The organism is Streptomyces sp. NBC_00637 (assembly GCF_045161545.1).
Taxonomy (GTDB): Bacteria; Actinomycetota; Actinomycetes; order Streptomycetales; family Streptomycetaceae; genus Streptomyces.
In genome coordinates, this window is sequence record NZ_CP109046.1 from 1,643,588 (window position 1) to 1,667,655 (window position 24,068).

The 24,068-nt window shown below is 73.5% G+C and carries 20 protein-coding genes; 5 read left to right on the top strand and 15 right to left on the bottom strand.

Annotated elements, in window-relative coordinates:
* Positions 1–68: 68 nt before the first annotated feature.
* Positions 69–815, top strand: coding sequence for a hypothetical protein (locus OG440_RS07100; protein WP_406005971.1), 747 nt, complete (start codon positions 69–71; stop codon positions 813–815).
* A 119-nt stretch (positions 816–934) separates the two neighbouring features.
* The gene (locus OG440_RS07105) at positions 935–2,467 is read left to right on the top strand and encodes an alpha/beta fold hydrolase (protein ID WP_406011284.1); all 1,533 of its coding nucleotides are present in this window, start codon (positions 935–937) and stop codon (positions 2,465–2,467) included.
* Between the two features lie 54 nt (positions 2,468–2,521).
* On the opposite strand, the gene OG440_RS07110 is transcribed toward OG440_RS07105, so the two are convergent.
* The 10 genes from OG440_RS07110 to OG440_RS07155 all read right to left on the bottom strand — a co-directional run bounded on the left by OG440_RS07110 (position 2,522) and on the right by OG440_RS07155 (position 15,333).
* Entirely contained in the window at positions 2,522–3,265 is a 744-nt protein-coding gene (locus OG440_RS07110) for an amino acid ABC transporter ATP-binding protein (RefSeq protein WP_406005972.1), read from the bottom strand.
* 116 nt (positions 3,266–3,381) lie between these two features.
* Positions 3,382–3,801, bottom strand: coding sequence for a DUF6278 family protein (locus OG440_RS07115; RefSeq protein WP_406005973.1), 420 nt, complete (start codon positions 3,799–3,801; stop codon positions 3,382–3,384).
* A gap of 116 nt (positions 3,802–3,917) precedes the next feature.
* The gene (locus tag OG440_RS07120) at positions 3,918–4,697 is read right to left on the bottom strand and encodes an exodeoxyribonuclease III (protein ID WP_406005974.1); all 780 of its coding nucleotides are present in this window, start codon (positions 4,695–4,697) and stop codon (positions 3,918–3,920) included.
* Between the two features lie 39 nt (positions 4,698–4,736).
* Positions 4,737–5,372 carry an MBL fold metallo-hydrolase gene (locus OG440_RS07125; protein WP_406011285.1) on the bottom strand — a complete coding sequence of 212 codons (636 nt, stop codon included), beginning with the start codon at positions 5,370–5,372 and terminating at the stop codon, positions 4,737–4,739.
* 43 nt (positions 5,373–5,415) lie between these two features.
* Positions 5,416–6,726, bottom strand: a complete 1,311-nt coding sequence (gene pcaC, locus OG440_RS07130) for a 4-carboxymuconolactone decarboxylase (protein ID WP_406005975.1) — start codon at positions 6,724–6,726, stop codon at positions 5,416–5,418.
* 308 nt (positions 6,727–7,034) lie between these two features.
* Positions 7,035–9,470: an SWIM zinc finger family protein gene (locus tag OG440_RS07135; protein ID WP_406005976.1), complete on the bottom strand. Its 2,436-nt coding sequence runs from the start codon at positions 9,468–9,470 to the stop codon at positions 7,035–7,037.
* The gene (locus tag OG440_RS07140; protein ID WP_406005977.1) at positions 9,470–12,325 is read right to left on the bottom strand and encodes a DEAD/DEAH box helicase; all 2,856 of its coding nucleotides are present in this window, start codon (positions 12,323–12,325) and stop codon (positions 9,470–9,472) included. The genes OG440_RS07135 and OG440_RS07140 overlap by 1 nt, the downstream gene beginning before the upstream one ends.
* A 130-nt stretch (positions 12,326–12,455) precedes the next feature.
* Entirely contained in the window at positions 12,456–13,049 is a 594-nt protein-coding gene (locus OG440_RS07145) for a sugar kinase (RefSeq protein WP_406005978.1), read from the bottom strand.
* Positions 13,050–13,118: 69 nt separating this feature from the next.
* Positions 13,119–14,273 carry an ROK family glucokinase gene (locus OG440_RS07150; RefSeq protein WP_406005979.1) on the bottom strand — a complete coding sequence of 385 codons (1,155 nt, stop codon included), beginning with the start codon at positions 14,271–14,273 and terminating at the stop codon, positions 13,119–13,121.
* Between the two features lie 322 nt (positions 14,274–14,595).
* Entirely contained in the window at positions 14,596–15,333 is a 738-nt protein-coding gene (locus OG440_RS07155) for a GntR family transcriptional regulator (RefSeq protein ID WP_406011286.1), read from the bottom strand.
* A 128-nt stretch (positions 15,334–15,461) separates the two neighbouring features.
* Between OG440_RS07155 and OG440_RS07160 the strand changes: the two genes are divergently transcribed.
* Positions 15,462–16,487, top strand: a complete 1,026-nt coding sequence (locus tag OG440_RS07160) for a Gfo/Idh/MocA family oxidoreductase (RefSeq protein ID WP_406005980.1) — start codon at positions 15,462–15,464, stop codon at positions 16,485–16,487.
* A gap of 41 nt (positions 16,488–16,528) precedes the next feature.
* Here OG440_RS07160 and OG440_RS07165 read toward each other — a convergent pair whose 3' ends face one another.
* Both OG440_RS07165 and OG440_RS07170 read right to left on the bottom strand, forming a co-directional pair.
* On the bottom strand, positions 16,529–17,209 hold the full coding sequence (locus tag OG440_RS07165; RefSeq protein WP_406005981.1) for a response regulator: 681 nt from the start codon (positions 17,207–17,209) through the stop codon (positions 16,529–16,531).
* 85 nt (positions 17,210–17,294) lie between these two features.
* On the bottom strand, positions 17,295–18,569 hold the full coding sequence (locus OG440_RS07170) for a histidine kinase (RefSeq protein WP_406005982.1): 1,275 nt from the start codon (positions 18,567–18,569) through the stop codon (positions 17,295–17,297).
* Positions 18,570–18,916: 347 nt separating this feature from the next.
* Between OG440_RS07170 and OG440_RS07175 the strand changes: the two genes are divergently transcribed.
* On the top strand, positions 18,917–19,303 hold the full coding sequence (locus tag OG440_RS07175) for a ribonuclease domain-containing protein (RefSeq protein ID WP_406005983.1): 387 nt from the start codon (positions 18,917–18,919) through the stop codon (positions 19,301–19,303).
* 150 nt (positions 19,304–19,453) lie between these two features.
* Here OG440_RS07175 and OG440_RS07180 read toward each other — a convergent pair whose 3' ends face one another.
* Positions 19,454–20,284: an AIM24 family protein gene (locus OG440_RS07180; protein WP_406005984.1), complete on the bottom strand. Its 831-nt coding sequence runs from the start codon at positions 20,282–20,284 to the stop codon at positions 19,454–19,456.
* 159 nt (positions 20,285–20,443) lie between these two features.
* Between OG440_RS07180 and OG440_RS07185 the strand changes: the two genes are divergently transcribed.
* Positions 20,444–21,190 (top strand): SDR family oxidoreductase, encoded by a 747-nt coding sequence (locus OG440_RS07185; RefSeq protein WP_406005985.1) that lies wholly within the window; start codon positions 20,444–20,446, stop codon positions 21,188–21,190.
* Between the two features lie 99 nt (positions 21,191–21,289).
* Here the strand turns inward: OG440_RS07185 and alc are convergent, their stop codons facing one another.
* Positions 21,290–22,405, bottom strand: a complete 1,116-nt coding sequence (gene alc / locus OG440_RS07190) for an allantoicase (RefSeq protein WP_406005986.1) — start codon at positions 22,403–22,405, stop codon at positions 21,290–21,292.
* Positions 22,406–22,483: 78 nt separating this feature from the next.
* Positions 22,484–23,821 carry an allantoinase AllB gene (allB, locus tag OG440_RS07195; protein ID WP_406005987.1) on the bottom strand — a complete coding sequence of 446 codons (1,338 nt, stop codon included), beginning with the start codon at positions 23,819–23,821 and terminating at the stop codon, positions 22,484–22,486.
* Between the last annotated feature and the right edge of the window lie 247 nt (positions 23,822–24,068).

Below are 24,068 nucleotides of genomic sequence, written 5' to 3' on the forward strand. Positions count from 1 at the left end.
GTCATACGACTGCCACACCTCGAACACGGGTACGCCCCGACCGTGCCCGCCCGCTAGCATGCGCGCCCATGAACGACGACGTGCGCAATATCGTCCTGGGCGTGGTCGCGGCCGGCATCAGTGCCGCGCTCGGCTGGTTGACCCGCACCTACCTGTGGAAGCGCAGACTCCGGCGCAAGCAGGCCTTCTTCGGGCTGCCCGAGCACTCGGAGTGCCTGCTCGTCGTGAACCGCGACGCGGGCGGCCCCGACCTCGCGGTGCACCGCCACGACGTGTTCGCGCTGCTGGAACTCGCCGCGCTCATCAAGGACTGCGGCGCGGGCGCCGAGGTGGTCACCCAGGACGCGGCCCGGCAGGGTTTCGGCGAGCGCACCGAGTTCTGTGTCGGCGGCCCCGGGTCCAATCGGAGGATGGCGGCCCACATCCAGGCCATGCTGCCCGGGGTACGGGTCAACACCGATCGCGAACCGGGCCCGGACCGGCTGGCGTTCCAGATAGGCGGCGAGCACCACCGCATGGACCCGGGCGTCACCGAGTACGTGCTGCTGGCCCGGCTCACCGCGGGCCACCGGCGCGAGGCGCGGCCGGTGTTCCTGTTCTGCGGCCAGCGCGCGATCAACAACCAGGCCGCGACCCGCTATCTGGTCCGCAACCACGAGCGGCTGGCACGCAAACACGGGAACGGCTCCTTCGTGCTGCTGCTGAAAGTCATCAACTCCCAGGCATACGGCCCCGATGTGGTCGAACTGGTCGAGGACGTGACCCGGGCGGCGCAGGCTCCCCTGCCGGACACGACAATTGTTACTCCCACGTAACTTACCGACGGTTACCTGCGTCGGGGCGGAACGGTTACGGTCAGGTCACTTTGCGATGGCGCAGGCAAGAGGAGTGACCCGTGGGACGACCGCAGCGCTTGGCCCTTCGTACGACCGCCATGGGCGCCGTCTCCGCGACCCTGGTCGCCGGCGGGGTGCTGGGCCTGACGCCCGCCGCCCAGGCCGCCACCGGCGGGGTCCGGTACGTCGACATCGCCGGGGACGGAGGCACGGTCCTCAAGGCCAACGTGGTCACCCCCGCCGACACCGACGGCACCCGCCGCCACCCGCTGATCGTGCTGCCGACGAGCTGGGGCTTCCCGCAGGTCGAGTACCTCGCCCAGGCGCAACGGCTCGCCGACTCCGGCTATGTCGTGCTCAGTTACAACGTGCGCGGCTTCTGGCAGTCCGGCGGCGACATCGACGTGGCCGGTCCGCACGACGTCGCGGACGCCGCCAAGGTCGTCGACTGGGCACTCGCCCACACCCCGAGCGACCCGGAGAACGTCGGCATGGCGGGCGTCTCCTACGGCGCCGGGATCAGCCTGCTGGCCGCCGCCCACGACCCGCGCGTCAAGGCCGTCGCCTCGCTCAGCGGCTGGGGCGACCTGATCGACTCGATCTACTCCGGCCGCACCCAGCACGTCCAGGCCGCCGCCGTGCTCGACACCGTCGGCATGGTCGCCGGTCGCCGCAGCGCCGAGTCCCAGGAGGTCTTCTCGGCCTTCTACTCCTCCGACCTGTCGAAGGAGAAGGACATCGTCGCCTGGGGGCAGAAACGTTCCCCCACGACCTATCTGGACCAGCTCAACAAGAACGGGGCGGCGATCATGCTCGCCGGCGCCTGGGGCGACACGATCTTCCCGCCCAACCAGTCCGCCGCCTTCTACGAACGGCTGACCGGCCCGAAGCGGCTGGAGTTCCGCCCCGGCGACCACGCGACCGCCGAGATCACGGGCCTGTTCGGGGTGCCCAACGACGTGTGGACCGACACCGAGCGCTGGTTCGACCACTACCTCAAGGGCGAGGACAACGGCATCGACCGTGAACAGCCCGTCCGCCTCAAGTCCCGTTCCACCAGCGGTTACGAGGGATATCCGGACTGGAAGTCGGCGACCGCGACCCGGAAGAAGATCGACCTCGCGGGCTCCACCACGATCCACACCAACGTGGACTCGGGCGCGGACGGCGGAATCGTCTTCCTGTCCAGCATCCTCGACCAGGTGGCGCGGCTGCCCCCGGTCGCCGCGATCCCCCTACTCCCCCGCCGCTGGGCCGCCGTGTGGCAGTCCGGGAAGTACGCCACCACCCAGCGGGTGCGCGGCACCGCGCAGGTGCACACCACCGTCACCCCGACCGAGGAGAGCGGCACCCTCGTCGCCTACCTCTACGACGTGGGGCCGCTCGGCCTCGGCAAGCTGGTCTCCCACGCGCCGTACACGTTCCACGGGCGGACGCCCGGCAAGCCCTTCGGTCTCGACCTGGACCTGTTCTCCACGGCCTACGACGTCCCGGCGGGGCACCGGCTCGCCCTGGTCGTCGACACGGTCGACCCGCTCTACATCGAGCACAACCCGTCCGGCGCGCGGCTGACCTTCTCCTCGCCGGCGAACGACCCGTCGTACGTGTCGGTTCCGCTGCGCGAGCAGTGATCTCCGGCCGTCGCCGGGGCGGGTGGGCGCTGTGGCCGTGGCCGACGCCGTCGCTCAGTGCTTGAGGATCTTGGAGAGGAAGTCCTTGGCGCGGTCGCTGCGCGGGTCGGTGAAGAACTCCTCGGGGGTGCGGTCCTCGACGATGCGACCGTCGGCCATGAAGACCACGCGGTTGGCGGCCGAGCGCGCGAAACCCATCTCGTGGGTGACCACGACCATGGTCATGCCCTCCTGGGCCAGCTGCTGCATGACCTCGAGGACCTCGTTGATCATCTCGGGGTCGAGGGCGGAGGTGGGCTCGTCGAACAGGAGCGCCTTGGGGTCCATGGCGAGGGCGCGGGCGATGGCCACGCGCTGCTGCTGACCTCCGGAGAGCTGTGCGGGGAACTTGTCGGCCTGGTCGGCGAGGCCCACCCGGTCGAGCAGTTCACGGGAGCGCCGGTCTGCCTCGTCCTTCTTGCGTCCGCGTACCTTCACCTGGCCCAGCGAGATGTTCTGCAGAACGGTCTTGTGGGCGAAGAGGTTGAAGGACTGGAAGACCATGCCGACCTCGGAACGCAGTCCCGCCAGCGCCTTGCCCTCCTCGGGCAGCGGCTGTCCGTCGAGCGTGATCGAACCGGACTGGATGGGCTCCAGCCGGTTGATCGCGCGGCACAGTGTCGACTTCCCCGACCCCGAAGGGCCGATCACCACGACCACCTCCCCCCTGCCGACGGTGAGGTTGACGTCCTGGAGGACATGCAGCTCCCCGAAGTACTTGTTGACGTCACGCAGCTCGATCAGCGGATCGACGGCCATGCGCAGCCCTACTCACTTTCAGCTGTGTCGCGGTCGCCGCAAACTATCCACACGAGGCCGGAGTCGGGTCACGACACGCACTTCTGCGCCATTAGCCGTATTTACGCGCTCGCAATTCAGTTCTCGGCCACCTCGGCGTACAGCTGGGACAGTTCGGGCGTCCCGGTCGCGGCCCACTCACGCCCGGCGGTGACCACGTCGACCTCCCGGCCGGACACCAGCCGGACGGCCGGTTCCCCGCCGGGCCAGATCACCCAGACGGCGCCGGGCACCGTGCGGACGACGACCGTCCCCAGATAGAGCCCGGCGTCGTGACCGAACCAGGGCAGGGTCTCCTCGTCCTCGCGCCAGCGCGGCGGGAGCTGGTCCAGCGCCTCCAACGAGGCGGCCGTGTCGTCGAGTCCGATCCCCTGCCGGGCCGCGTGCGCCCGCAACAGCTCGCATTCGGAGAGGAGTTCGGCGATCCCCTCGAGGTCCTCGGCGAGCACCGCCACAGGGTGCTTCTTGCTCCTGTTGCCCAGGAAAGGGATGTTCATAAGCCCAGCGTGACATTCACACCGGCGTACGCACCACAGGCGCGCTGGCATACACAGGCGGCCGGACCGCCCGTCCCGGCGGGCATCGCGCGGAGACGGACGGGCCCCGGCGCGCGCTACACCTCGAGGTCGACCACGACCGGAGCGTGATCCGAGGCGCCCTTGCCCTTGCGCTCCTCGCGGTCGACGTAGGAGTCCTTGACGGCCTTGGCGAACGGCTCGTTGCCGTACACCAGGTCGATGCGCATGCCGCGGTTCTTGGGGAAGCAGAGCTGGCGGTAGTCCCAGTACGTGAAGGGGTGGTCGTACTTCAGGGGGCGCGGGACCACGTCCGACAGGCCGGCCTCCCGCAGCGACGCGAGGGCGGCCCGCTCGGCCGGGGTCACATGGGTGAGGCCCTCGAAGGCGGCCACGTCGTGCACGTCGTCGTCGGTGGGCGCCACGTTGTAGTCGCCCATCACCGCGAAGGGGCGGCTGCCCGCGGCATCGCCCGCGACGGCGGCCTTGAGGGCCTCGAACCACTGGAGCTTGTAGGCGTAGTGCGGGTGCTCGACCTCGCGGCCGTTCGGCACGTACACCGACCAGACGCGGACCGGGCCGCAGGTCGCCGAGATGGCGCGGGGCTCCGTCGTCCCCTCGTAGCCGGGGTCACCCGGCAGACCCTTGACGACGTCCGCCAGACCGACGCGGGAGATCACCGCCACGCCGTTCCACCGGCCCGTGGCGTGCACCGCCGCCTCGTAACCCAGTTCGCGCAGCGCGTCGAGCGGGAACTGCGCCTCGGCGACCTTGGCCTCCTGGAGGCACAGCACGTCGGTGCCGCTGCTCTCCAGCCAGGCCAGCAGCCTCGGCAGGCGGGCGGTGATCGAGTTCACGTTCCAGGTCGCGATACGCATGCCTCACAACCTACCCGGAGGGTCCGACAACGCCGTCCCTCAGACCTCCGCCGAGGTTCCCGGCGCCAGCCGGCCGTGGTCGGCGCCGCCCAGGTTGCCCAGGTGGGTGTCGTAGATCGGGCGGGCGAGGTCGGTGAGGAGGGCGTCGTGGATGTCGTAGACGCGCTGCGGCCGGACCTCGCGGACGTACTCGATCACCTCGGAGATCTTGTTCCAGGGGGCCTGGACCGGGGCCAGCAGGGTCTCCACCGGGTGCTCGGGGACGGTGAGCGCGTCTCCGGGGTGGAAGACGCGGCCCCCGTCGACGAGGAAGCCGACGTTGGTGACGCGCGGGAGGTCGGGGTGGATGACGGCGTGCAGCTCGCCGTGGACCTGGACGTCGAACCCCGCGGCGGTGAACGTGTCCCCGTGGCCGACCGTGTGCACCCGGCCGGGGAACGCGGCGGAGAGCTTCTCCGCGACCGACCTCAGGGTCCAGAGCTCCACGGCCGGGTCGGCCTCCAGAGCCGACCGCAGCCGGCCCTCGTCGAAGTGGTCGGGGTGCTCGTGCGTGACCAGGATCGCGTCCGCGCCGGCAGCGGCGTCCGCCTCGCTGAACGCGCCGGGGTCGAGGACGAGCGTGCGCCCGTCCTTGTCCAGGCGGACACACGCGTGCGTCTTCTTGGTGAGTTTCAGAGCCGTCATGCGATCCATCCTGCCCCCGCGTCCGGTGGACGGCTCACTCGGTGGGGGTGGTCTCCTCCCGGATGACCTGCTGGGCCACCTTGAACGCGCCGCTCGCCGCGGGTACGCCGCAGTAGACGGCGGCCTGGAGCAGGACCTCCCTGATCTCGTCGGGGGTGAGGCCGTTGCGCAGCGCGGCCCGAAGGTGGGGGGCCAGCTCGTCCAGGTGACCGCCCGCGACCAGCGCGGTGAGCGTGACGCAGGAACGGGAGCGGCGGTCGAGGCCCGGCCGGTCCCAGATCTCGCCCCAGGCGTAGCGGGTGATGAACTCCTGGAACTCCCCGGAGAAGTCGTCGGCCTGCGACAGCGCCCGGTCGACATGGGCGTCCCCTAGCACCTCCCGGCGCACCTTGAGACCGGCGTCGTAGGGATCGGGCCGGCCCATCACCTGCGCCGGTTCGACGACGGGGGCGGGCGCGATCTCCGCGATGGCCACCGGCTGCGGAGGCTGCTGGGAGGCGGTCGGGACCGCCCTGACGGGGATGCCCGGCACGGCGGTCTGCCCGGTGCCGGAGTCGTAGGCGGGCTGCCAGGCGGTGGAGAAGTGGCGGACCAGCAGGTCGGTCACGGCCGCGGGCTGCTCCACCGGGACCAGATGCGAGGCGCCCGGTACGACGGCCAGCCGGGCGTCCGGGATGCCGGCCACCAGCGTGCGCGCCTCGGCGGGGCCGGTGACCTGGTCGTCCGAGCCGACGAGGACCAGCGTGGGCACCCCGACGAGACCGATCTCGGCCCGCACGTCGAAGGCGGCGAGCGCCTCGCAGGCAGCTATGTAGCAGCCGGGATCGGTGGTGCGCACCATCTGCACGGCCCACTCGGTGATCGCGGGCTGCGCGGCCGCGAAGCCGCTGGTGAACCAGCGGTCGGGCGAGCTGCGGGCGATGGGGTCGAGGCCGTTGGTGCGCACTATGACGCCTCGCTGCCGGAACTCGTCGGCCGTGCCGAAGCGCGGCGAGGCCGCGATCAGCGCGAGGGAGGCGACCCGCTCCGGGTGCCGCAGCGCCAGTTCCACGCCGACCGCGCCGCCGAACGCGCAGCCCGCGTAGCCGAAGCGCTGCACCCCGAGCCGGTCGAGGGTGGCGAGCAGCCGCCCGGCCAGGTCGGAGACCGAGCCCACCGGGTAGGCCGGGGCGCCGCCGTGACCGGGCAGGTCGTAGCGGAAGATCCGCCACTGCTGGGCCAGCTCGGGAACCTGACGGTCCCACATGTGCCATGTCGTGCCCAGTGACGGGCCCAGGATCAGGACAGGGGCGTCCTCCGGCCCGTCGAAGCGGTATTGCAGGGTGTTGGTCGTACTCTCGCTCACCCGGCTCACGCTCCCACATCTCACCATTTCTCACGCGCTTGGGTCGGAACCCCGTGCAAGCCGTCCCAGGTTGTGGCAGCCCCGCGAAGATCCTTCACACCGGGCTTCACCCGCCCGCTCCGGCGGTCCGTGAGATCCGATGCGCGTGCATCGTACAGACGGCCTCGGTGCCCTGACGACAGGGGGCGGAGGGCGGGCGTGAGGCGCGGACGCGGGCCGGGCCGCGCCGCGCGCCGACGGGGGCGGGGCGGGACGGGGCCAGGCGCAGGGGCGAGGGCGGGTGCAGGCGCAGGGGCGAGGCGGCCGGGTCAGAACTCGTCCGAGGCGCCCAGGCCGGTCAGCGCGCCCACCGGGTCCGGGTCGGGGGTGCCGCGGGGCCACCAGTCGTCGTGGCCCGGTTCGGACTCGTACGCGTACCACAACCCGTCGCGCCCGAAACGGAGTTGGACATGACCCCGGGGGTGGGTGAGGTGGTTGCGGCGCGGGCGGAAGGCCGGGAGGTCGGCGGCGAGGAGGAGCGGCCTGGCCCGGTCGAAGCGGCCGGCGGGCGGGTCCCAGGTCTCCTCCAGGACGGTGAGCCCGTCCGGTCCGCCCTGTCGCCAGGCGGCCACCGCGCGCGCCAGTTCGACGGGGGTGCGGCCGGCCGCCGAGGCGAGGGCGGCGTAGAGGGCGCGGGTGGTGACGGTGAGCCCGGAACCCGGGCGGGACGCGGCGAGCCGCACGGCGTCCCGCCACAGGTCCAGTCCGCCGATCTCGTCGTGCCCGGTCGTCAGCAGGGCGTGGGCGCGGGCGGCCGCGTCGGTCGCGAGGTGGTCCAGCGCGAAGGAGTCGGGGCCGTTCGGCGCGGACGGGTACGCCGGAGGCTGCTCGGGGTGCGGGGGCACGGGCAGCGGGGCGGGCAGCGGCGGGAGCCGCCGCTCGGCGAGGGCTTCGGCGGCCCGCACGCCCGGCAGGGGTTCCGGTTCCTGCTCCTGGGCGGCGCGGGCCGCGCGGGTGGCGTTACGGCGGGACAGCGCGTCGAGCACCTCGCGTTCGCCCCGGCCGCGCAGCAGGAGCAGCACGAACGGGTCGGCATCCAGCAGCCGCGCGGTCTGGTAGCAGAGGGCGGCGGCGTGCTTGCAGGGGTGGCCGCGGTCGGGGCAGCTGCACTGCGGCTCGAGGTCTCCGGGGCCCGGCAGCAGCGGCACCCCGCACTCGGCGAGGGACTCGGGCATCTCCTTGTCGAGCAGCGCGGCGATGTGCCCGGGCCGCTCGACGGCCGCCTCCAGGAAGCGCTCCCAGTCCTCGCCGCCGAGGGTGCGCAGCCGCACCTGTACACGGTAGGGGCGGGGGCGGCTGCCCTGCACGTACGCCAGCACGAGCCCGGGGGTCACCGTGATCGCGTCGACGTTTCCCTGCTCGGCATAACCGCGCCCGCGGGCCAGACGCTGGGCGTCGAGGGCGCCCTCTTCCAGCGCGGCGACCCAGGCGTTGCCCCACCAGGTCCCGGCGAACGATCCGCCGGTACGCGGCGGGAACGCGGGGAAGGTCCTGCGGTGGTCCCCGTCCCGAGCGGGGGCGGCCATGGAACGGGGGGCGCGGGACGGTCCGGGAGACCGGGAAGACGCGCCGGCGACGGCGAGGGAAGCCGCGGAGGATGCGCCGGTCGGAGGACCACCCGCGGGCGAACTCCCTTCGGCCGCCGCCCCGTTGCCGACCACGGCCTCGGGTTCGGTGGCGGCTCCGGGCCAGGCCTCGGACGCGGCTCCGGGGGCGGTTTCGGGTTCGGGTTCGAACGCGGCTTCGGGCGCGGCTTCGGGCTCGGTCCGCCCGGCTCCGGGTTCGGCTTCGGGCTCGGCTCCGGGCTCGGCTCCGGGGGCGGCTTCCGGTTCGGTCTCGGGCGCGATCCCGTCCTCGGGCCGGGCCGTTTCCTCCGACGGCATCCGGAAGGCGCCCGCGAGCAACTCCCTTACGACGCGTGCCCGTTCGTCGGCGACCTGGTCCTGGGGACTTCGGTGCCGCCGGGTTTCGGCGGGGCGTGCGCCGGTGCGGGGGCGGAGACCGCCGTCGCCGCGCGGGGTCCCGCGGCCTGACCGCGTCCGGGTCTCGGCCGGGCTCTGCCGGGCCTGCGCGCGGGCGGCGCGCAGGGCCTCCCGGGCGAGGTCCCCGGGGCGCGAGCCGGTGTCGGCCCGCGGCGCTCGCGGCTCGCCGACCGTCGGCGGGGCGTCGGTCGACGAGGGGGCCTCCGGGGGGAGGTCCGCTGGAGGAAGGTCCGCCTGACGGAGGTCCGCCGACGCCGGGTCAGTCGGCGCGGCCCCTGCCGACGGAGCAGCAGTCGCGGTGGGGTCGGCGTCGGCGACCGGGGCGGCTTCCCCGGGGGTGGACTCCGTGACGGTGGCGGTGACCGCGGGCGCGGGGTCCGCCGTGCGGCGCAGGGCCGCGCGGGCCGCGTCGCCGGGCCGGGAGGCGGGGCGCCCGGGGCGGACCGCGGACTCGTGCGACGGCCCGTGCGAGGCACCTCGCGCAAGTCCTTGCGCCGGCGGCTCCTGTTCCTGCGAGCGCTCCCGGGCCGCCCGCAGCGCACGGCGTACCTCGTCGGCGGGGCTCGCGGACTTCTCCCCCTGCTCCCCGACCGGAACGGCGGTGGCGGTCTCGGCCCTCTCCGATGCGGTGTTCCGCGGCTCGGCCGGCTCCGCTGCCGTCTCCTCCGGCGCGGCCGGATCCCCAGCCGTCTCCTGCGGCTCGGCCGGCTCCGGTTGGTCCATCACGCCTCCCTCCGCAGCCTGACCAGGTCGGACAGTTCACGGTCCGTGAGTTCGGTGAGGGCCGACTCGCCGGAGCCGAGGATGGCGTCGGCCAGGGCGCGCTTCGCCTGGAGCATCTCGGCGATGCGGTCCTCGACCGTGCCCTCGGTGATGAGGCGGTGCACCTGGACCGGCTGGGTCTGGCCGATGCGGTAGGCACGGTCGGTGGCCTGTTCCTCCACCGCGGGGTTCCACCAGCGGTCGAAGTGCACGACATGGCCCGCGCGGGTCAGGTTGAGGCCGGTGCCCGCGGCCTTCAGGGAGAGGACGAGGACCGGCGTCGCGCCGTCCTGGAAACGGTCCACCATCCGCTCGCGCTCGGGGATCGGGGTGCCGCCGTGCAGCAGGTCGACGGGGACGGCGCGGGCGGCGAGGTGGGCGGTGATCAGGCGGGCCATGCCGACGTACTGCGTGAAGACGAGGGCCGAGCCGTCCTCGGCGAGCAGGGTGTCCAGCAGCTCGTCCAGCAGGGCGAGTTTGCCGGAGCGGGCGGCCAGGGCGTCGCCGACGGAGGCGGTCTCCTCCTTGAGGTACAGGGCCGGGTGGTCGCAGATCTGCTTGAGCGCGCCCAGCAGTTTCAGCACCAGGCCGCGCCGGGCGATGCCGTCCGCCGTCTCGATGGCCAGCAGGGACTCCCGCACCACCGCCTCGTACAGCGCGGCCTGTTCACGGGTGAGCGGGACGGGGTGGTCGGTCTCGGTCTTGGGCGGCAGCTCGGGCACGATGCCGGGGTCGGACTTCTTGCGCCGCAGGAGGAACGGGCGGACCAGCCGGGCCAGGCGCTCCACCGCCTGGTCGTCCTCGCCGTTCTCCACCGCGCGCGCGTGCCGGGCGCGGAAGGACTTCAGGGGGCCGAGGAGCCCGGGTGTCGTCCAGTCGAGCAGGGCCCAGAGCTCGGAGAGGTTGTTCTCGACGGGGGTGCCGGTCAGGGCCACGCGCGCGGGGGTCGCGAGGGTGCGCAGGGCCTTCGCCGTCGCCGAGTAGGGGTTCTTCACGTGCTGGGCCTCGTCCGCGACGACCATGCCCCAGCTCTGGCCGGCCAGGGAGGGTGCCGCCGAGCGCATCGTGCCGTACGTGGTGAGGACGAAGCCGGCGCCGAGGTCCGCGAGGCTGCGGTCGGGGCCGTGGAAGCGGCGGACCGGGACGCCGGGCGCGAAGCGGTGGATCTCGCGCTGCCAGTTCCCCATGAGGGAGGCCGGGCAGACCACCAGGGTGGGTTCGGTGCGGGCCCGCTTCAGGTGCAGGGCGATGACGGTGATCGTCTTGCCGAGGCCCATGTCGTCGGCGAGACAGCCGCCGAGGCCGAGCGAGGTCATGAGGTCCAGCCAGGCCAGGCCGCGCAGCTGGTAGTCGCGCAGGGTGGCGTGCAGGCCGGCGGGCGGATCGGCGGGCTGTACGCCGGTGGTGAGACGGTCGCGCAGGGCGGCCAGGGCGCCGACGGGGACCGCCTCGACGCTCTCGCCGTCGACCTCCGCGGTGCCGCTGAGGGCGACGGCCAGGGCGTCGACCGGGTCCAGCAGGCCCAGTTCCCGCTTGCGGGCCTTGCGCACGAGCGCCGGGTCGACCAGGACCCACTGGTCACGGAGCCGGACCACCGGGCGGTGGGCCTCCGCCAGGGTGTCCATCTCGGCCTCGCTGAGCGGGTCGCCGCCGAGGGCCAGCTGCCAGCGGAACCGGAGCAGTTCCTCGCTCTCGAAGAAGCCGGTGCCGTCGGTCGCCGAGCCGGGCGCGGGCCGGACCACCGCGGCCGCGCTGAGGTCCTGTGCCAGATCCCTCGGCCAGTGCACGGCTACCCCGGCCGTCGCCAGCCGGGTGGCCGCCACCCCGAGCAGATCGCTCAGCTCGTCCTCGGACAGGGCGAGGACGTCCGGCGCGTCCTGTTCGGCGAGCCGGGCGAGCGGCGGCCAGACGCGGGCCGCGCGCCGTACCGCGAGGGCCGCGTCCACGCGTGCGCGTGCCCCGAAGGCGGCGTCGGCCTCGCCCGCCCACAGGGCCGCCGCGTCGGTCATCAGGGTGGGGTCGGCGAGGCTGTGCACCTGGACGATCGCGGCGCCCGCCCGGCGCGTCCGCTCGCCGTCGTCGAGCCGGTCGAACATGTCGTACGCGGACAGGTCGAGGCGCAGGGAGATCCGCACGCCCGCGTCCATGCCCGCGGCGACCTCCGCGGCCCAGTCGTGCGCGCCGGGCAGCCGCTGGGGCGAGCGGTCGGCGAAGGGCTTCCCGCAGGCGTGCGGGGCGGCCGGGGTACGGGGCAGGGTGTCCGCCACGGCGTCCAGGAAGGACCGCATCAGGGCCTCGGGCCGGGGCAGCCGCAGCGGTCCGGGGCCGGGGAGCGGCACGGCGTGGCCCTCGTGCGGGAGCGCGGCGGCGACCGCGCGCAGGTGCGCGACGTCCTCCGGGTCCAGCGGGCCGGCCCGCCAGGCGTCGAGTCCCGCCGGGGTCAGGCCGGGCAGCAGGCGGCCGCGGGCGGTGAGCCGCAGCGCGTGCAGCGCGGCCGCGCCCCAGCAGGCGGTCGCCGGGTGGGCGGCGGGGTCGCGCCGGGCCCGCACGAGCAGCGGCAGCGCCTTGTCGAGGGGCAGGGACAGGGCGGGGGCCTGCCGGCGGCGGATGGCGGAGCCGTGGCGCCGGACGACGGTGAGCTCCGTGTGCTCCGCGTCGGCCGCGGTGGGCAGCGGGTCGTCCGCCGGGTCCCAGAACGCGACGCGGCCCTCGCGCGGGAGGGGCGCGGGCAGGAAGACGGCGGCGAGTCGCACGCAGACGGCGGTGGAACCGGAGACGGGGTCCGCCTCGGCCGTGCCGTCGGTCCTCACGCTCATGCCTTGTGTCCACCTCCCGCCCGCGTGTCGGATCAGTCGTCTTCGACTCTACGGGCGGGGTCTGACAATCGGTCCCGGAGGCCTGCCGGGGCACGGCGTCCCGGCTCCGGGCGAACCCGGTCGGGACCGGTCAGGGGACCGTGCGGGAGACCACGTAGACGAAGGGGTAGACCGCGTTGCCGGTGTTCACCACCACGTCGAGCGTCGGCTCGGGATTCTTCTGCGCGTGGACGATGCCGAAGTCGTCGCCGGGGCGCGAGCCGGGGCCGCTGAACTTCCAGCCCGTGACCTCCTGGTCGCGGGCGCTGATGGTGATCTTGCCCTTCTTCAGGTCGGCCCTGGTGACGCCGATGCCGGCGAGGAACTCGTCGAGTCCGAGCTGGGTGGTCTGGAACTGGGCGTACAGGCGGCTGGTCTTCCAGTTGTTCGTCTCGTAGTAGGCGACCTGGTTCGAGGGGTGCGGGATCGGCACCTGGTAGAGGCGGCGCTGGACCTTCGAGGGCCAGCCCTCGGTCAGGCCGGTCGCCGAGTACTTCGCCTCCTTGTCCTTGCCGCTGTCGCGGCTCTGGTTGGCGGAGATCACCAGGTAACCGGCCGGGACACCGATGAGCAGGACGATGATCAGCAGGGTGAGCGCCCTGCGGCGGATCACGTGCCGGCGGTCCTCCGGCGGACGGTGCGGCTCGTCGGGGGGCGCGGCCTGGCGGGGCAGCGATGCTGTCATGCGGTGTCCCGGGTCGTGCGGGGTCGTGCGGCGGTCATGCGATGTCCTGGGGGCGGGGCGTTACGGCGGTCACGCCGTGTCCTTGTCCTGGGTGCGGCGGGCCGCCTCGGTGAACCGTTCGAAGCGCTCGTAGCGCTCGACGCGGCGGCGCTTGGCGCGCCGGAAGCGGCGGGCGACCAGGCGGGCCAGGTCCGCCGCGCCGACCATACCGGCCTCGGGGCCCAGCTGGGCGCGGACGATACGGGCCTCGGGGCGGTAGCCGCGGCCGGTGAGCTGGCGCTTGAACGCGTCCCGCGCGGGGCTGATCAGCAGTCCGTCGGCGGCCGAGACGCCGCCGCCGATCACGAAGCAGGACGGGTCGAGGGCGGCGGCCAGGTTGGCGATGCCGACGCCGAGCCACTGGCCGATGTCCTGGAGCAGCTCGATGCACATGGCGTCGCCCTCGCGGGCCAGCTCGGTGATCATCGGGCCGGTGATGTCGCCGATGTTGCCCTTGACGTGCTCGATGATCCCGTACGCCACCGGGGAGTCGGCGGCGGCCAGTTCGCGGGCCTCCCTGACCAGCGCGTTGCCCGAGCTGTACTGCTCCCAGCAGCCGCGGTTGCCGCACGGGCAGCGGTGGCCGCCGGGCACCACCTGCATATGGCCGAACTCGCCGGCGACGCCGTACTTGCCGCGCTTGACCTGGCCGTCCTCCAGGATCGCGCCGCCGATGCCGGTACCGAGGGTGATCATGACGAGGTGGTCCTCGCCGCGGCCCGCGCCGAAGCGCCACTCCGCCCAGGCGGCGGTGTTGGCGTCGTTGTCCACCAGGACGGGCACCGCGAGACGGCCGGAGAGACGGTCGCGCAGCGGCTCGTTGCGCCAGGACAGGTGGGGCGCGAACAGGACGCGGTTGCGGTCCGCGTCCACCCACCCCGCCGCGCCGACGCCGACCGCGTGCACGTCGTGGCGGTCGGACAGGTCCAGGACGAGCTCGACGATCGTGTCCTCCACGACCTTCGGGCTCTTGGACTTGTCCGGGGTCTCCGTGCGGACCTTCTCCAGGATGTTGCCGTCGGCGTCGACGACCCCCGCCATCACCTTGGTGCCACCGATGTCGATGCCCACGGTCGGCACCCGGGGCGCGGTGAGGTGCGATCGGCGCTCCCTCGTGCCCACGGTGCGGAGTGCGGGGGCGCGGCGGGAGCCGATGGGGGCGGTGAAGTTGCCGTAGGTGCTCATCGCCGCCGATTCTGCCTCACCGTCCCGCCGGGTGCCGAGCGGGGCGGCGGCGGGCGCGGCCACCTCTGCCGTGCCCGGGCGCGTCGTGGCCGGTCAGGCCCGGTGCGGCCGCGCGTCGGCGCGGCCCGCCGCGTTCGCCGGGCCCGCCGTGGGCCGGTGGCGGGTTCGTGGCGCGCTCGCGGTGGTGGCCGTCCGGGCCGTCGCCGTCCGTCGTCCGGAGCGCCGGTCCCGCGGGGCGGGGTGATCCGGTCGCGTGGGTGACCGCCTATCACTCACCTTGTCCGGACAATGCGACCAGGCCGGGGTGATCGCGGCGACGGCCTCAGGGGCGTACGAGCAGCTGGAACTCGAAGGAGTAGCGGGTCGGCCGGTAGATGTGGTCGCCGAACTCCACCGCCCGGCCGGTGTCGTCGAAGGTCGTGCGCTGCATCGTCAGCAGCGGGGCGCCCTCCTCCTCGGCGAGCCGCTCGGCCTCGGCGCTGGTGGCGGCCCGGGCGCCGATGGACTGGCGGGCGCTGTGCAGGGTGATCCCGGCCGCCCGCATCAGCCGGTACAGGCCGGTGGCCTGGAGCTGGTCGGTGTCGAGGCCGAGCAGGCCGGAGGGCAGGTGGTTGCACAGGTACGCCATCGGCTCCCCGTGCGCCAGGCGCAGCCGCTCCACCCGGTGCACCTCGCTGCCCTCGGCCACCGCGAGCGCGGCCGCGACTTCGGCGGACGCCGGGACCACGGTGTTGACCAGTACCGTCGTCGCCGGTCGCTGCCCCGCGGCCTCCAGGTCGTCGTAGAGGCTGCTGAGCTCCAGGGGGCGCTTGACCTGGCTGTGCACGACCTGCGTCCCGACGCCCCTGCGGCGGACGAGCAGGCCCTTGTCGACGAGCGACTGGATCGCCTGGCGGACGGTCGGCCGGGACAGGCCGAGCCGCGCGGCGAGCTCGATCTCGTTGCCCAGGAGGCTGCCGGGGGTGAGCGTCCCGTGCTCGATCGCGGCCTCCAGCTGCTGGGCGAGCTGGAAGTACAACGGCACCGGCGAACTTCGGTCCACACGTAGTTCCAGCTGCACGGTCGGGTCCACTCCTGGTTTCGGCACGGCCCGAGCGTAGCTCCGGGACCGGTTGACGGGAAGTTGTGTAGTTCGGTTGTCCGGACATACGCATTGACAGCGCCCGGCCGCGAGGTCACTTTTGTTTCATGCGCATCGGGGTCATCGGGACGGGCCGCATAGGCACCATTCATGCGAACACACTCAGCCGTCACCGCGAGGTCGGATCCCTGATCCTGACGGACGCGGACCACGCGCGGGCCCAGGAGCTCGCGCACCGGCTGGGCGAGACGGCCGCCCCAGGGGTGGACGAGATCTTCCGCTGGGGCGTGGACGCCGTGGTGATCACGACGGCCACCTCGGCCCACGCCGAGCTCATCGGCCGGGCGGCACGCTCCGGGCTTCCGGTCTTCTGCGAGAAGCCGATCGCCCTCGATCTGGCGGGCACGTTACAGGCGATCACCGAGGTCGAGACCGCCGGAACGATCCTTCACATGGGCTTCCAGCGCCGCTTCGACGCGGGGTACACCGGGGCCCGGGAGGCGGTGCGTTCGGGACGGCTAGGACGGCTGCACACCGTACGGGCGCTGACCTCCGACCAGTCGGCGCCGCCGGCCGACTGGCTGCCGGTGTCTGGCGGGATCTACCGGGACGCGCTCCTGCACGACTTCGACTGCCTGCGCTGGGTGACCGGCCGCGAGGTGACGGAGGTGTACGCCGCCGGTTCCGACGCCGGGCCGGCGATGTTCCGCGAGGCGGGGGACGTGGACACGGCGGCCGCGGTCCTCACCCTCGACGACGGCACCCTCGCCACGGCGACGGCGACGCGGCTGAACGGGGCGGGCTACGACGTCCGCATGGAGCTGGCCGGGGAGCTCGACCAGATCGTCGTCGGCCTGGACGACCGCACCCCGATCGCGTCCACCGAACCCACCGGTCCACCGGCCGCGGACAAACCCTGGACGGGGTTCCTGGAGCGGTTCGAGCCCGCGTACACGGCGGAGCTGAACGCCTTCGTGGACGTCGTGCGGGGCGGCCGGGCCAACCCCTGCGACGGCCGCGAGGCGCTCGAGGCCCTCCGGATAGCCGAAGCCTGCGAGGTGTCCCGGCGAGAGCGCAGGGCCGTGTGGCTCGCGGAGATCCCGGCGACCCCCACCACGTCCGGGACGGGCTGACGGGGCCGCCCCGGAACCCGCCGGGAGGCGGGAGCCGACCGTCACCCGGGCCCGTCGGCACCCTCGTCCAGGAGCCCCGCGTCGTAGGCGAGCAGGGCGATCTGCACCCGGTTGTCGAGGCCCGACTTGGCCAGGATGCGGGAGACATGGGCCTTGACGGTGGGGACGCTCATGAACAGCCGGGCGGCGATGTCCGCGTTGGACAGCCCCCGGCCGACCGCGACGGCCACCTCGCGTTCGCGCTCGCCGAGGGCCGCGACGCGCACGCGCGCGTGCGTGCGCCGGGTGTCGGCCGCGCCGCCGGCCGCGTGATCCATCAGCTGCCGGGTGACCGCGGGCGACAGGACGGGGTCACCCGCCGCCACCCGGCGCACGGCGTCGAGGATCTCGGCGGGCGGGGTGTCCTTGAGGACGAACCCGGCGGCACCGGCGCGCAGCGCGCGCAACACCTGCTCGTCGGCGTGGAAGGTGGTCAGCACCACGACGTGCGGGGCGCCCTCGCTCGCGCGCAGCCGTTCCGTGGCGGTGATCCCGTCCACGGCCGGCATCCGGATGTCCATCAGGACCACGTCGGGGCGGGTGCGCTCCACGAGCGCCTCGACCTCGCTCCCGTCGGCCGCCTCACCGACGATCTCGATGTCGTCGGCGCCCCCCATCATGAAAGCCAGGCCGGCCCGCACCAGGGGATCGTCGTCGACGAGGAGGACTCTGATCGCAGTCATGGACCTCACGTAATCACGGTTGCCGGCGGGCGGGTTCACGGTTCGCGACGAACGAGCCGGCCGGAGCGGCCGGGGCCCGCCCCCGTCAAGGCCTCGCCGGCCACGGCAGCCACGCCCGTACCTCGAATCCTCCGTCGCCCCATGCCCCGTGCTCCAGCCGCCCCCCGGTCAGGGTGGCCCGTTCGGTCAGGCCGATCAGGCCCTGGCCGGAGCCGGGAACGGGCGGTACGTCGCCCACGGGGGCCGGGTTTCGCACGTACACGTCGAGACCGTCGCCGGGGCCGCCGGTGACGGTGACCGCGACCTCGGCGCCCGGGGCGTGCTTACGGGCGTTGGTGAGGCACTCCTGGGCGATGCGGTAGGCGGTGCGGCCGACCGAGGCGGGAACGGCCGCGCCGTCGGTGACGCGCTGGTCGAGGGTGACCTTCATGCCGGCCTGGCGGGACTCCGCGACCAGCGTGTCCAGGGCGGCCAGCGTCGGCTGGGGGCGGCCCCCGTCGTCGGGTTCGCCGGCCCGCAGGACGCCGATGATCTCCCGTAGGTCCTGGAGCGCCTCGTGGGCGCTCTCGCGGATGACGCCGGCAGCCCGCGCGATCTCCTCGCGGGGCGCGTCCGGACGGAACTCCAGCGCGCCCGCGTGCACGCTGAGCAGGGTCAGCCGGTGCGCGAGCACGTCGTGCATCTCCCGGGCGATGTCCTCACGGGCCAGCCGCTGCGCCTGCTCGGCGCGCAGCCGGGCCTCCGTCTCGGCGCGCCGGGCGCGGTCGCGCAGGCTCAGCATCAGCTGCCGCCTGGACCGGACGAACATGCCCCAGCCGATGACCGTGACGGTGAACAGCACGCTCCACGCCACCGAGGGCGCGTACGCGAGGGTGGGATCCGGGCGGACCCAGGCCAGGAGCGGGAACAGGGCGACCTGGGCACCGCCCACCCAGGCCACGTACCGGAACGGCCGGTGCACCGCGAGGGTGAAGAGGGCGACCGTGCAGGCCCCGGCGGAGGTTGTCGACAGGAAGCCGAGGGGGACCATCGCGATCGCCAGGCCGAGGGGCCACCGGCGGCGCAGCCAGACCGCCGCGCAGGCGAGGGCGCCCAGGAGCTGGTCGGCCGCGGCGACGACCTCGGGGAGGTCCCGTTCGCCGGGAAAGGAGTCCGCGACCGTCAGGCCGATCGCCACGGCCACGAGGAAGCAGGAGAGGTCGACGATCCAGTCGCGCACCGTGCGCCGGAGCGGCCGGCCGGGACGTCCGGTCCCGGGGGCCGTCCCGGGGGCGAGTTCCACGGCCAGGGCGGACGGCAGCAGCCACCTGGGTCCCGTGAAGCCGGGCGCCGCCGGTGCCGTGCTGTCGTCTGCCCTCATGGTCGGCAAATCTACGCAGCGCGGGACCGCCGCACCTTCCTGCGGGGACGATCCCCTACCGAAGACCGGGAACGACCGACCCACGTCGCGGCGCCGCCTACTTTCGGCGCGGCCGGACCGCCGCTCCGCAGTCCTCGCCTCGGCTTCCCCGACGGCTACGACGCTGACGCGAACGTCGCGTCGATGGTGCCGGCGTTCGCCCTGTTCGCCGCCCGGGTGGACGGCGGACCGGGCTGAGCGGCCGCGGTCCGGCGCCGGTTAACGCCGTGAAAACTTCTCGGGCCCCGAGGCGAATTCCGCTGCCTTGTCATTGACATGACACTGTCTACGCGCGTCATCATGAAGCCATGAGATTCCCCCCACGGATCACTCGTACGGTCACGTCGGCGGCCGTTCTGTCCGCCCTCCTCGTCGGCGGCGCCGTCTCCGCCACCACGGCCCACGCCGCCGTCGGCAGCGTCTGCTACACGAAGCTGCCTTCCCAGGCCTACGACACGCTCGAACTCATCGACGCGGGCGGGCCCTTCCCGTACTCGCAGGACGGAGCCGTCTTCCAGAACCGGGAAGGCGTCCTGCCCAGCCAGACGTCCGGCTACTACCACGAGTACACGGTGAAGACCCCGGGGTCCTCGACGCGCGGAGCGCGCCGGGTGGTGACCGGGAAGAAGTCCGCCGAGGACTACTACACCGCGGACCACTACGTCACCTTCAACCTGATCAACTACGGCTGCTGAGCGACCCCGTCCGCACGTCCGATCCCCAGACCCTCGCCCCGCGGACCCCCCACGTCTCCAGCCGCGGGGCGAGGCACGACCGGCCGGACCGCCGTGCGTCGCCGCACCGACGGCCGGCTCCTGGCGCACGGCGGCACCGCGCTCGTCGGCTCAGCCCGCGTTCGTCGAGAACAGTCCGCCGGTCGGCCCCTGCTTGTCGCCGCCCTGGGCCTTCCTCAGGGCGTTGGCGAGACTCTCGATGGTCAGGGACTGGAGGATGACGCGGCCGCTGCCTTCCAGGGTGGCCAGGGACAGGCCCTCGCCGCCGAACACCGCGTTCATGACCCCCTGACGGTTGAGACCGCCGACACGCTGGACGCCGTAGCGGATGCCCTCCTCGAAGGCGACCACGCAGCCGGTGTCGACCTCGACGCGGCCCCCGAAGTCGGCCGGATCGAGGTCGATGAAGTTGCCCGCCCCCGCGATGATCACCGTGCCGCGACCGGTGAACTTCTCCAGGACGAAGCCCTCGCCGCCCTTCATGCCGGTGCGGCCGCCCTGGAAGGCGATGCCGAAGTCGACGGTCGACTCCGCGGCGACGAACGCGTCCTTCTCGGCGAACCACGCGCGCGTGCCGTCCAGTTCCAGGGCGCGCATCTCGCCGGGGAGCACGCCCGCGAAGCCGACCGTGCCGTCACCGCCCTGGGCGGTGAAGTACTGGAACGCGAGCGACTCGCCCGCGAGCGCGCGCTGGCCGACCTGCATGGCCGTGGCCATGGCCTGGCGCAGCATGCCGCCCATGCCGCCGCCGGACGGGCCGCCCTGCGCCTGCCCACCGCCCGCGCCGCCCCCGCCGGAGGGGCCGCCCAGCCGGGTCTCCATGGTCACGTTCGTCGTCTTGAAGAGGAATTTGCCCGCCTCGCAGTACACGGTCTGCCCGGGCCGCAGGCTGACGACCGCCATCTGCATGGCGTTGCCGACGATCTCTTGCTGAAGGGTCACGGAAGGAGAACGCGGGAGGCGGAGGAAAGAGTTCCGGTCTCCTCGGACGGCGTAGCCGGTGCGGGGGCGGTGCGGGCCCCCGCGGGACCGGTGGGAGGGCCGGACCTCGACGTCCGTTCGCCGCCAGCGGGGCGGGGCACCGGCCGCTGGGATGGACCCATGACGACGACGGACGAAATTCTGAACGGCAAGGTGGCCCTCGTGACCGGCGGCAGCCGCGGCATCGGAGCGGCCACGGCGCTGCGGCTCGCCCGGGAGGGCGCGGACGTGGCGGTGACCTACGTGAACGGCGAGGAGGCGGCGCGGGACGTCGTGGCGGCCGTGGAGGCGCTGGGGCGGCGGGCGGTGGCGCTGCGCGCCGACTCGGCGGACCCCGCGGAGGCGGCCGGGGCGGTGGACCGCACGGCCCGGATGCTGGGCGGACTCGACGTGCTGGTGAACAACGCGGGCGTCGGCGTCCTCGGCCCGCTGGAGGGGCTCGGCCTCTCCGACGTCGACCGCGTGCTCGCCGTGAACGTGCGCGGCGTGTTCCTGGCCTCGCAGGCGGCCGCCGGGCGCATGACGGACGGCGGACGGATCATCACGATCGGCACCTGCATGACCCAGCGGGTGCCCGGCCCCGGCGGGACCCTGTACGCGATGAGCAAGTCCGCCCTGATCGGTCTGACCAAGGCCCTCGCCCGGGAGCTGGGCCCGCGCGGGATCACCGCGAACCTCGTCCATCCCGGCCCGATCGACACGGACATGAACCCGGCGGACGGCCCGCACGCGGCGGGCCAGGCGACGATGACCGCGCTGGGCCGCTTCGGCACGGCGCGGGAGGTGGCCGCGACGGTCGCGCACCTGGCGGGGGCCGCGTACGTCACGGGCGCCGAGTTCGCCGTGGACGGCGGGCACGCGGCCTAGGACGACACTCTCGCGGAGCGGCGCGGGCCCGCCGCACGCCGACGGGTCACCGCCTCGCGAGCGCCCCTTCGCCCGGGTGTTCGCGGTCGTGGTGGCGGCTCAGCCGCCGAGCTCCTGGTGGCGGGCCGTCAGCGCCGCCGCGCCCGCCTCCGTGAGGGAGCCGAACAGCCGCAGGCGGGAGATGCCCCCGTCGGGATAGATGTCCACGCGCGCGTGCGTGCCGACCGCCGGCTCCGGCAGGACGAAGCGGTGGTTGGTGTCGGGCTGGAGACGGGTGCGCGCGAGGATCTCCGTCCAGGCGCCGCTCTCGCCGTCCTTGACCGACACCGAGGCCCAGCCGGCGCTGTTGCCCTTCAGGTAGGCCGTGTCGATCTCCAGGGCGCGGATCCGCGCCTGCGCCGCCAGGCGGTAGCTGATCCAGTCGTTGCCCCGGTCGCGGCGGCGGCGGGTCTCCCAGCCGTCGTCCATCTTGTGCGAGCGGCCCGGCTGGATGGTGTTGCTCGCCGGCGAGTAGAAGAGGTCGGAGGCGTCCTCGGCGCGGCCGCCGTTCTCCAGGGCGACGACGTCGAAGGTGCCGAGCACGCTCAGCCACGCGGGATCGGGCACGACCTCCCCGTACACACGCAGGCGGGCGATGCCCCCGTCGGGGTGCTGGTTGACCCGCAGGTGGGTGAAGCGCTGCTCCACGGACACCGGGAAACCGTTGGCCGCGTGGCCGCCGACCGGCGTGCGCGGGACCAGCGTCGTCCACTTCACATGGTCGCCGAGGAGCTCCTCGGCGGACGGCGAGCCGGGCACCGAGGCGCCCTCGACCGAGACCGCCTGCGGGTAGTTGCCGCGGAAGTGCGCCGTGTCGACGACGATGCCCCGGATCACCCCGGGCGCGCCGAGGCGGACGAGCGCCCAGTCGTGGTCCTCGGCGGTCGGCCAGGGGTGGTCGGCGGAGGCGCCGCGGCGGCGGCGGGTCTCCCAGCCGTCCATGACCTTGCCCTTGTGCCCGAAGTGCTCCGGGTCGAACTCGGCGGGTCCGGGCACCAGCAGGTTCTCGCGCTGGGCGAAGAACTCGTCGTTGGCGGCGACGACCGCGGCCCCGAGCCGCCGGTCGGCGAGGTCGGCGTACCGGGTGAAGGGGAAGTCGGCGGTGCGGTAGTCCGCGTACGGGTCGCCGCCGCCGTAGGGGTTCGCGTCGCCGGTGAAGCTCTGTGTCGCCGTCACGGTGATCAGGTCTGCCTTTCGGGAGGGGGCCGGTGCGGGTGCGGGTGGAGTCGGAAGGGGGTCCGGCGTCCCTTCGGCTCAGGGGGTGCGGGCGAGGAGCCGGCCCTTGGGTGCGGTGAACTCGCCGTCGGAATAGATGCGCCGGCCGCGCAGCCAGGTGGATCGCACGACGCCGGACAGCGTCCTGCCGGCGTATGCCGTGACGCGGTTGCGGTGCTGGAGGGCCGCGGGGTCGACGGTGAAGGTCTCGTCGGGGACGAGGACGGCGAAGTCGGCGTCGCGGCCCGCCTCGATCGCGCCCTTGTGGGAGAGGCCCGCCAGGTCGGCCGTACGGGCGGACATCCACCGGACGACGTCCTCCAGGTCGTGACCCCTCCGGCGGGCCTCGGTCCACACCGCCGCCAGGCTCAGCTGGAGGCCCGAGATGCCGCCCCACGCCGTCGCGAAGTCGTCGGTCTTGAGGTCGGCCGTGGACGGGGAGTGGTCGGTGACCACACAGTCGATCGTGCCGTCCGCCAGGGCTTGCCAGAGCAGGTCCTGGTTGGCGGACTCGCGAATGGGCGGGCAGCACTTGAACTCGCTGGCGCCGTCGGGGACCTCCTCGGCGGTCAGGGTCAGATAGTGCGGGCAGGTCTCGGCCGTGACCCGCACGCCCTCGGCCCTGGCGGCGGCGATCAGCGGCAGCGCGTCGGCGGAGGAGAGGTGCAGCACGTGCACGCGCGCGTGGAGGCGTTTCGCCTGCGCGACGAGGTTCGCGATGGCGGTGTCCTCGGCGTCGCGGGGACGGCTGGCCAGGAAGTCGGCGTACCTGGGGCCGCCCCGCTGCGGGGCGGTGTCGAGGTGGTGCGGGTCCTCGGCGTGCACGATCAGCAGGCCGTCGAATCCGGCGATCTCGGCGAGGGAGCGGGCGAGCCGGTCCTGGTCGAGGTGCGGGAACTCGTCCACGCCCGACGGGGAGAGGAACGCCTTGAAGCCGAAGACGCCGGCCTCGTGCAGCGGGCGCAGGTCCTTGACGTTGTCGGGCAGGGCGCCGCCCCAGAAGCCGACGTCGACATGCGCCTTGTCGGCGGCGACCTCCCGCTTGACCCGGAGGTGGTCGACCGTGGTGGTCGGCGGCAGCGAGTTGAGGGGCATGTCGACGAGGGTGGTGATGCCGCCGGCCGCCGCCGCGCGCGTGGCGGTCCAGAAGCCCTCCCAGTGGGTACGGCCGGGATCGTTGACGTGCACATGGGTGTCGACCAGGCCGGGCAGCAGGACGTCGTCGCCGAAGTCCTCCAGCCGGGCCCCCTCGGGAACGGGGGCGTCGTACGGCAGTACCGCCGTGATCCGGCCGCCGGCGACCGCGACCGCGGCGGGCCGTGACCCTTCGGGAGTGATGACGCGCGTCGAGCGCAGCACCAGTTCAGCGTCGGACACCCGGACCCCTCTCTTCCGTTCTCATCCGGTGACGCGGGAGAAACTTCCGCGTAACGGAATTCAACGTTCTGTTGAAGGAGTCTTCCCTCCCGCCCCCACGCCGTCAAGGGCACGCTCCCCCTAGAGTGCACCCACCCCCGGCGCTCTGGACTTTTCCACATGTCGGAATTAAGATTCCGACCAGCAGAATCTAGTGACGCGCAAGCGAGGAGTCAACCGACCGCCGGGTAGGCTTCAGCCCTTCCGC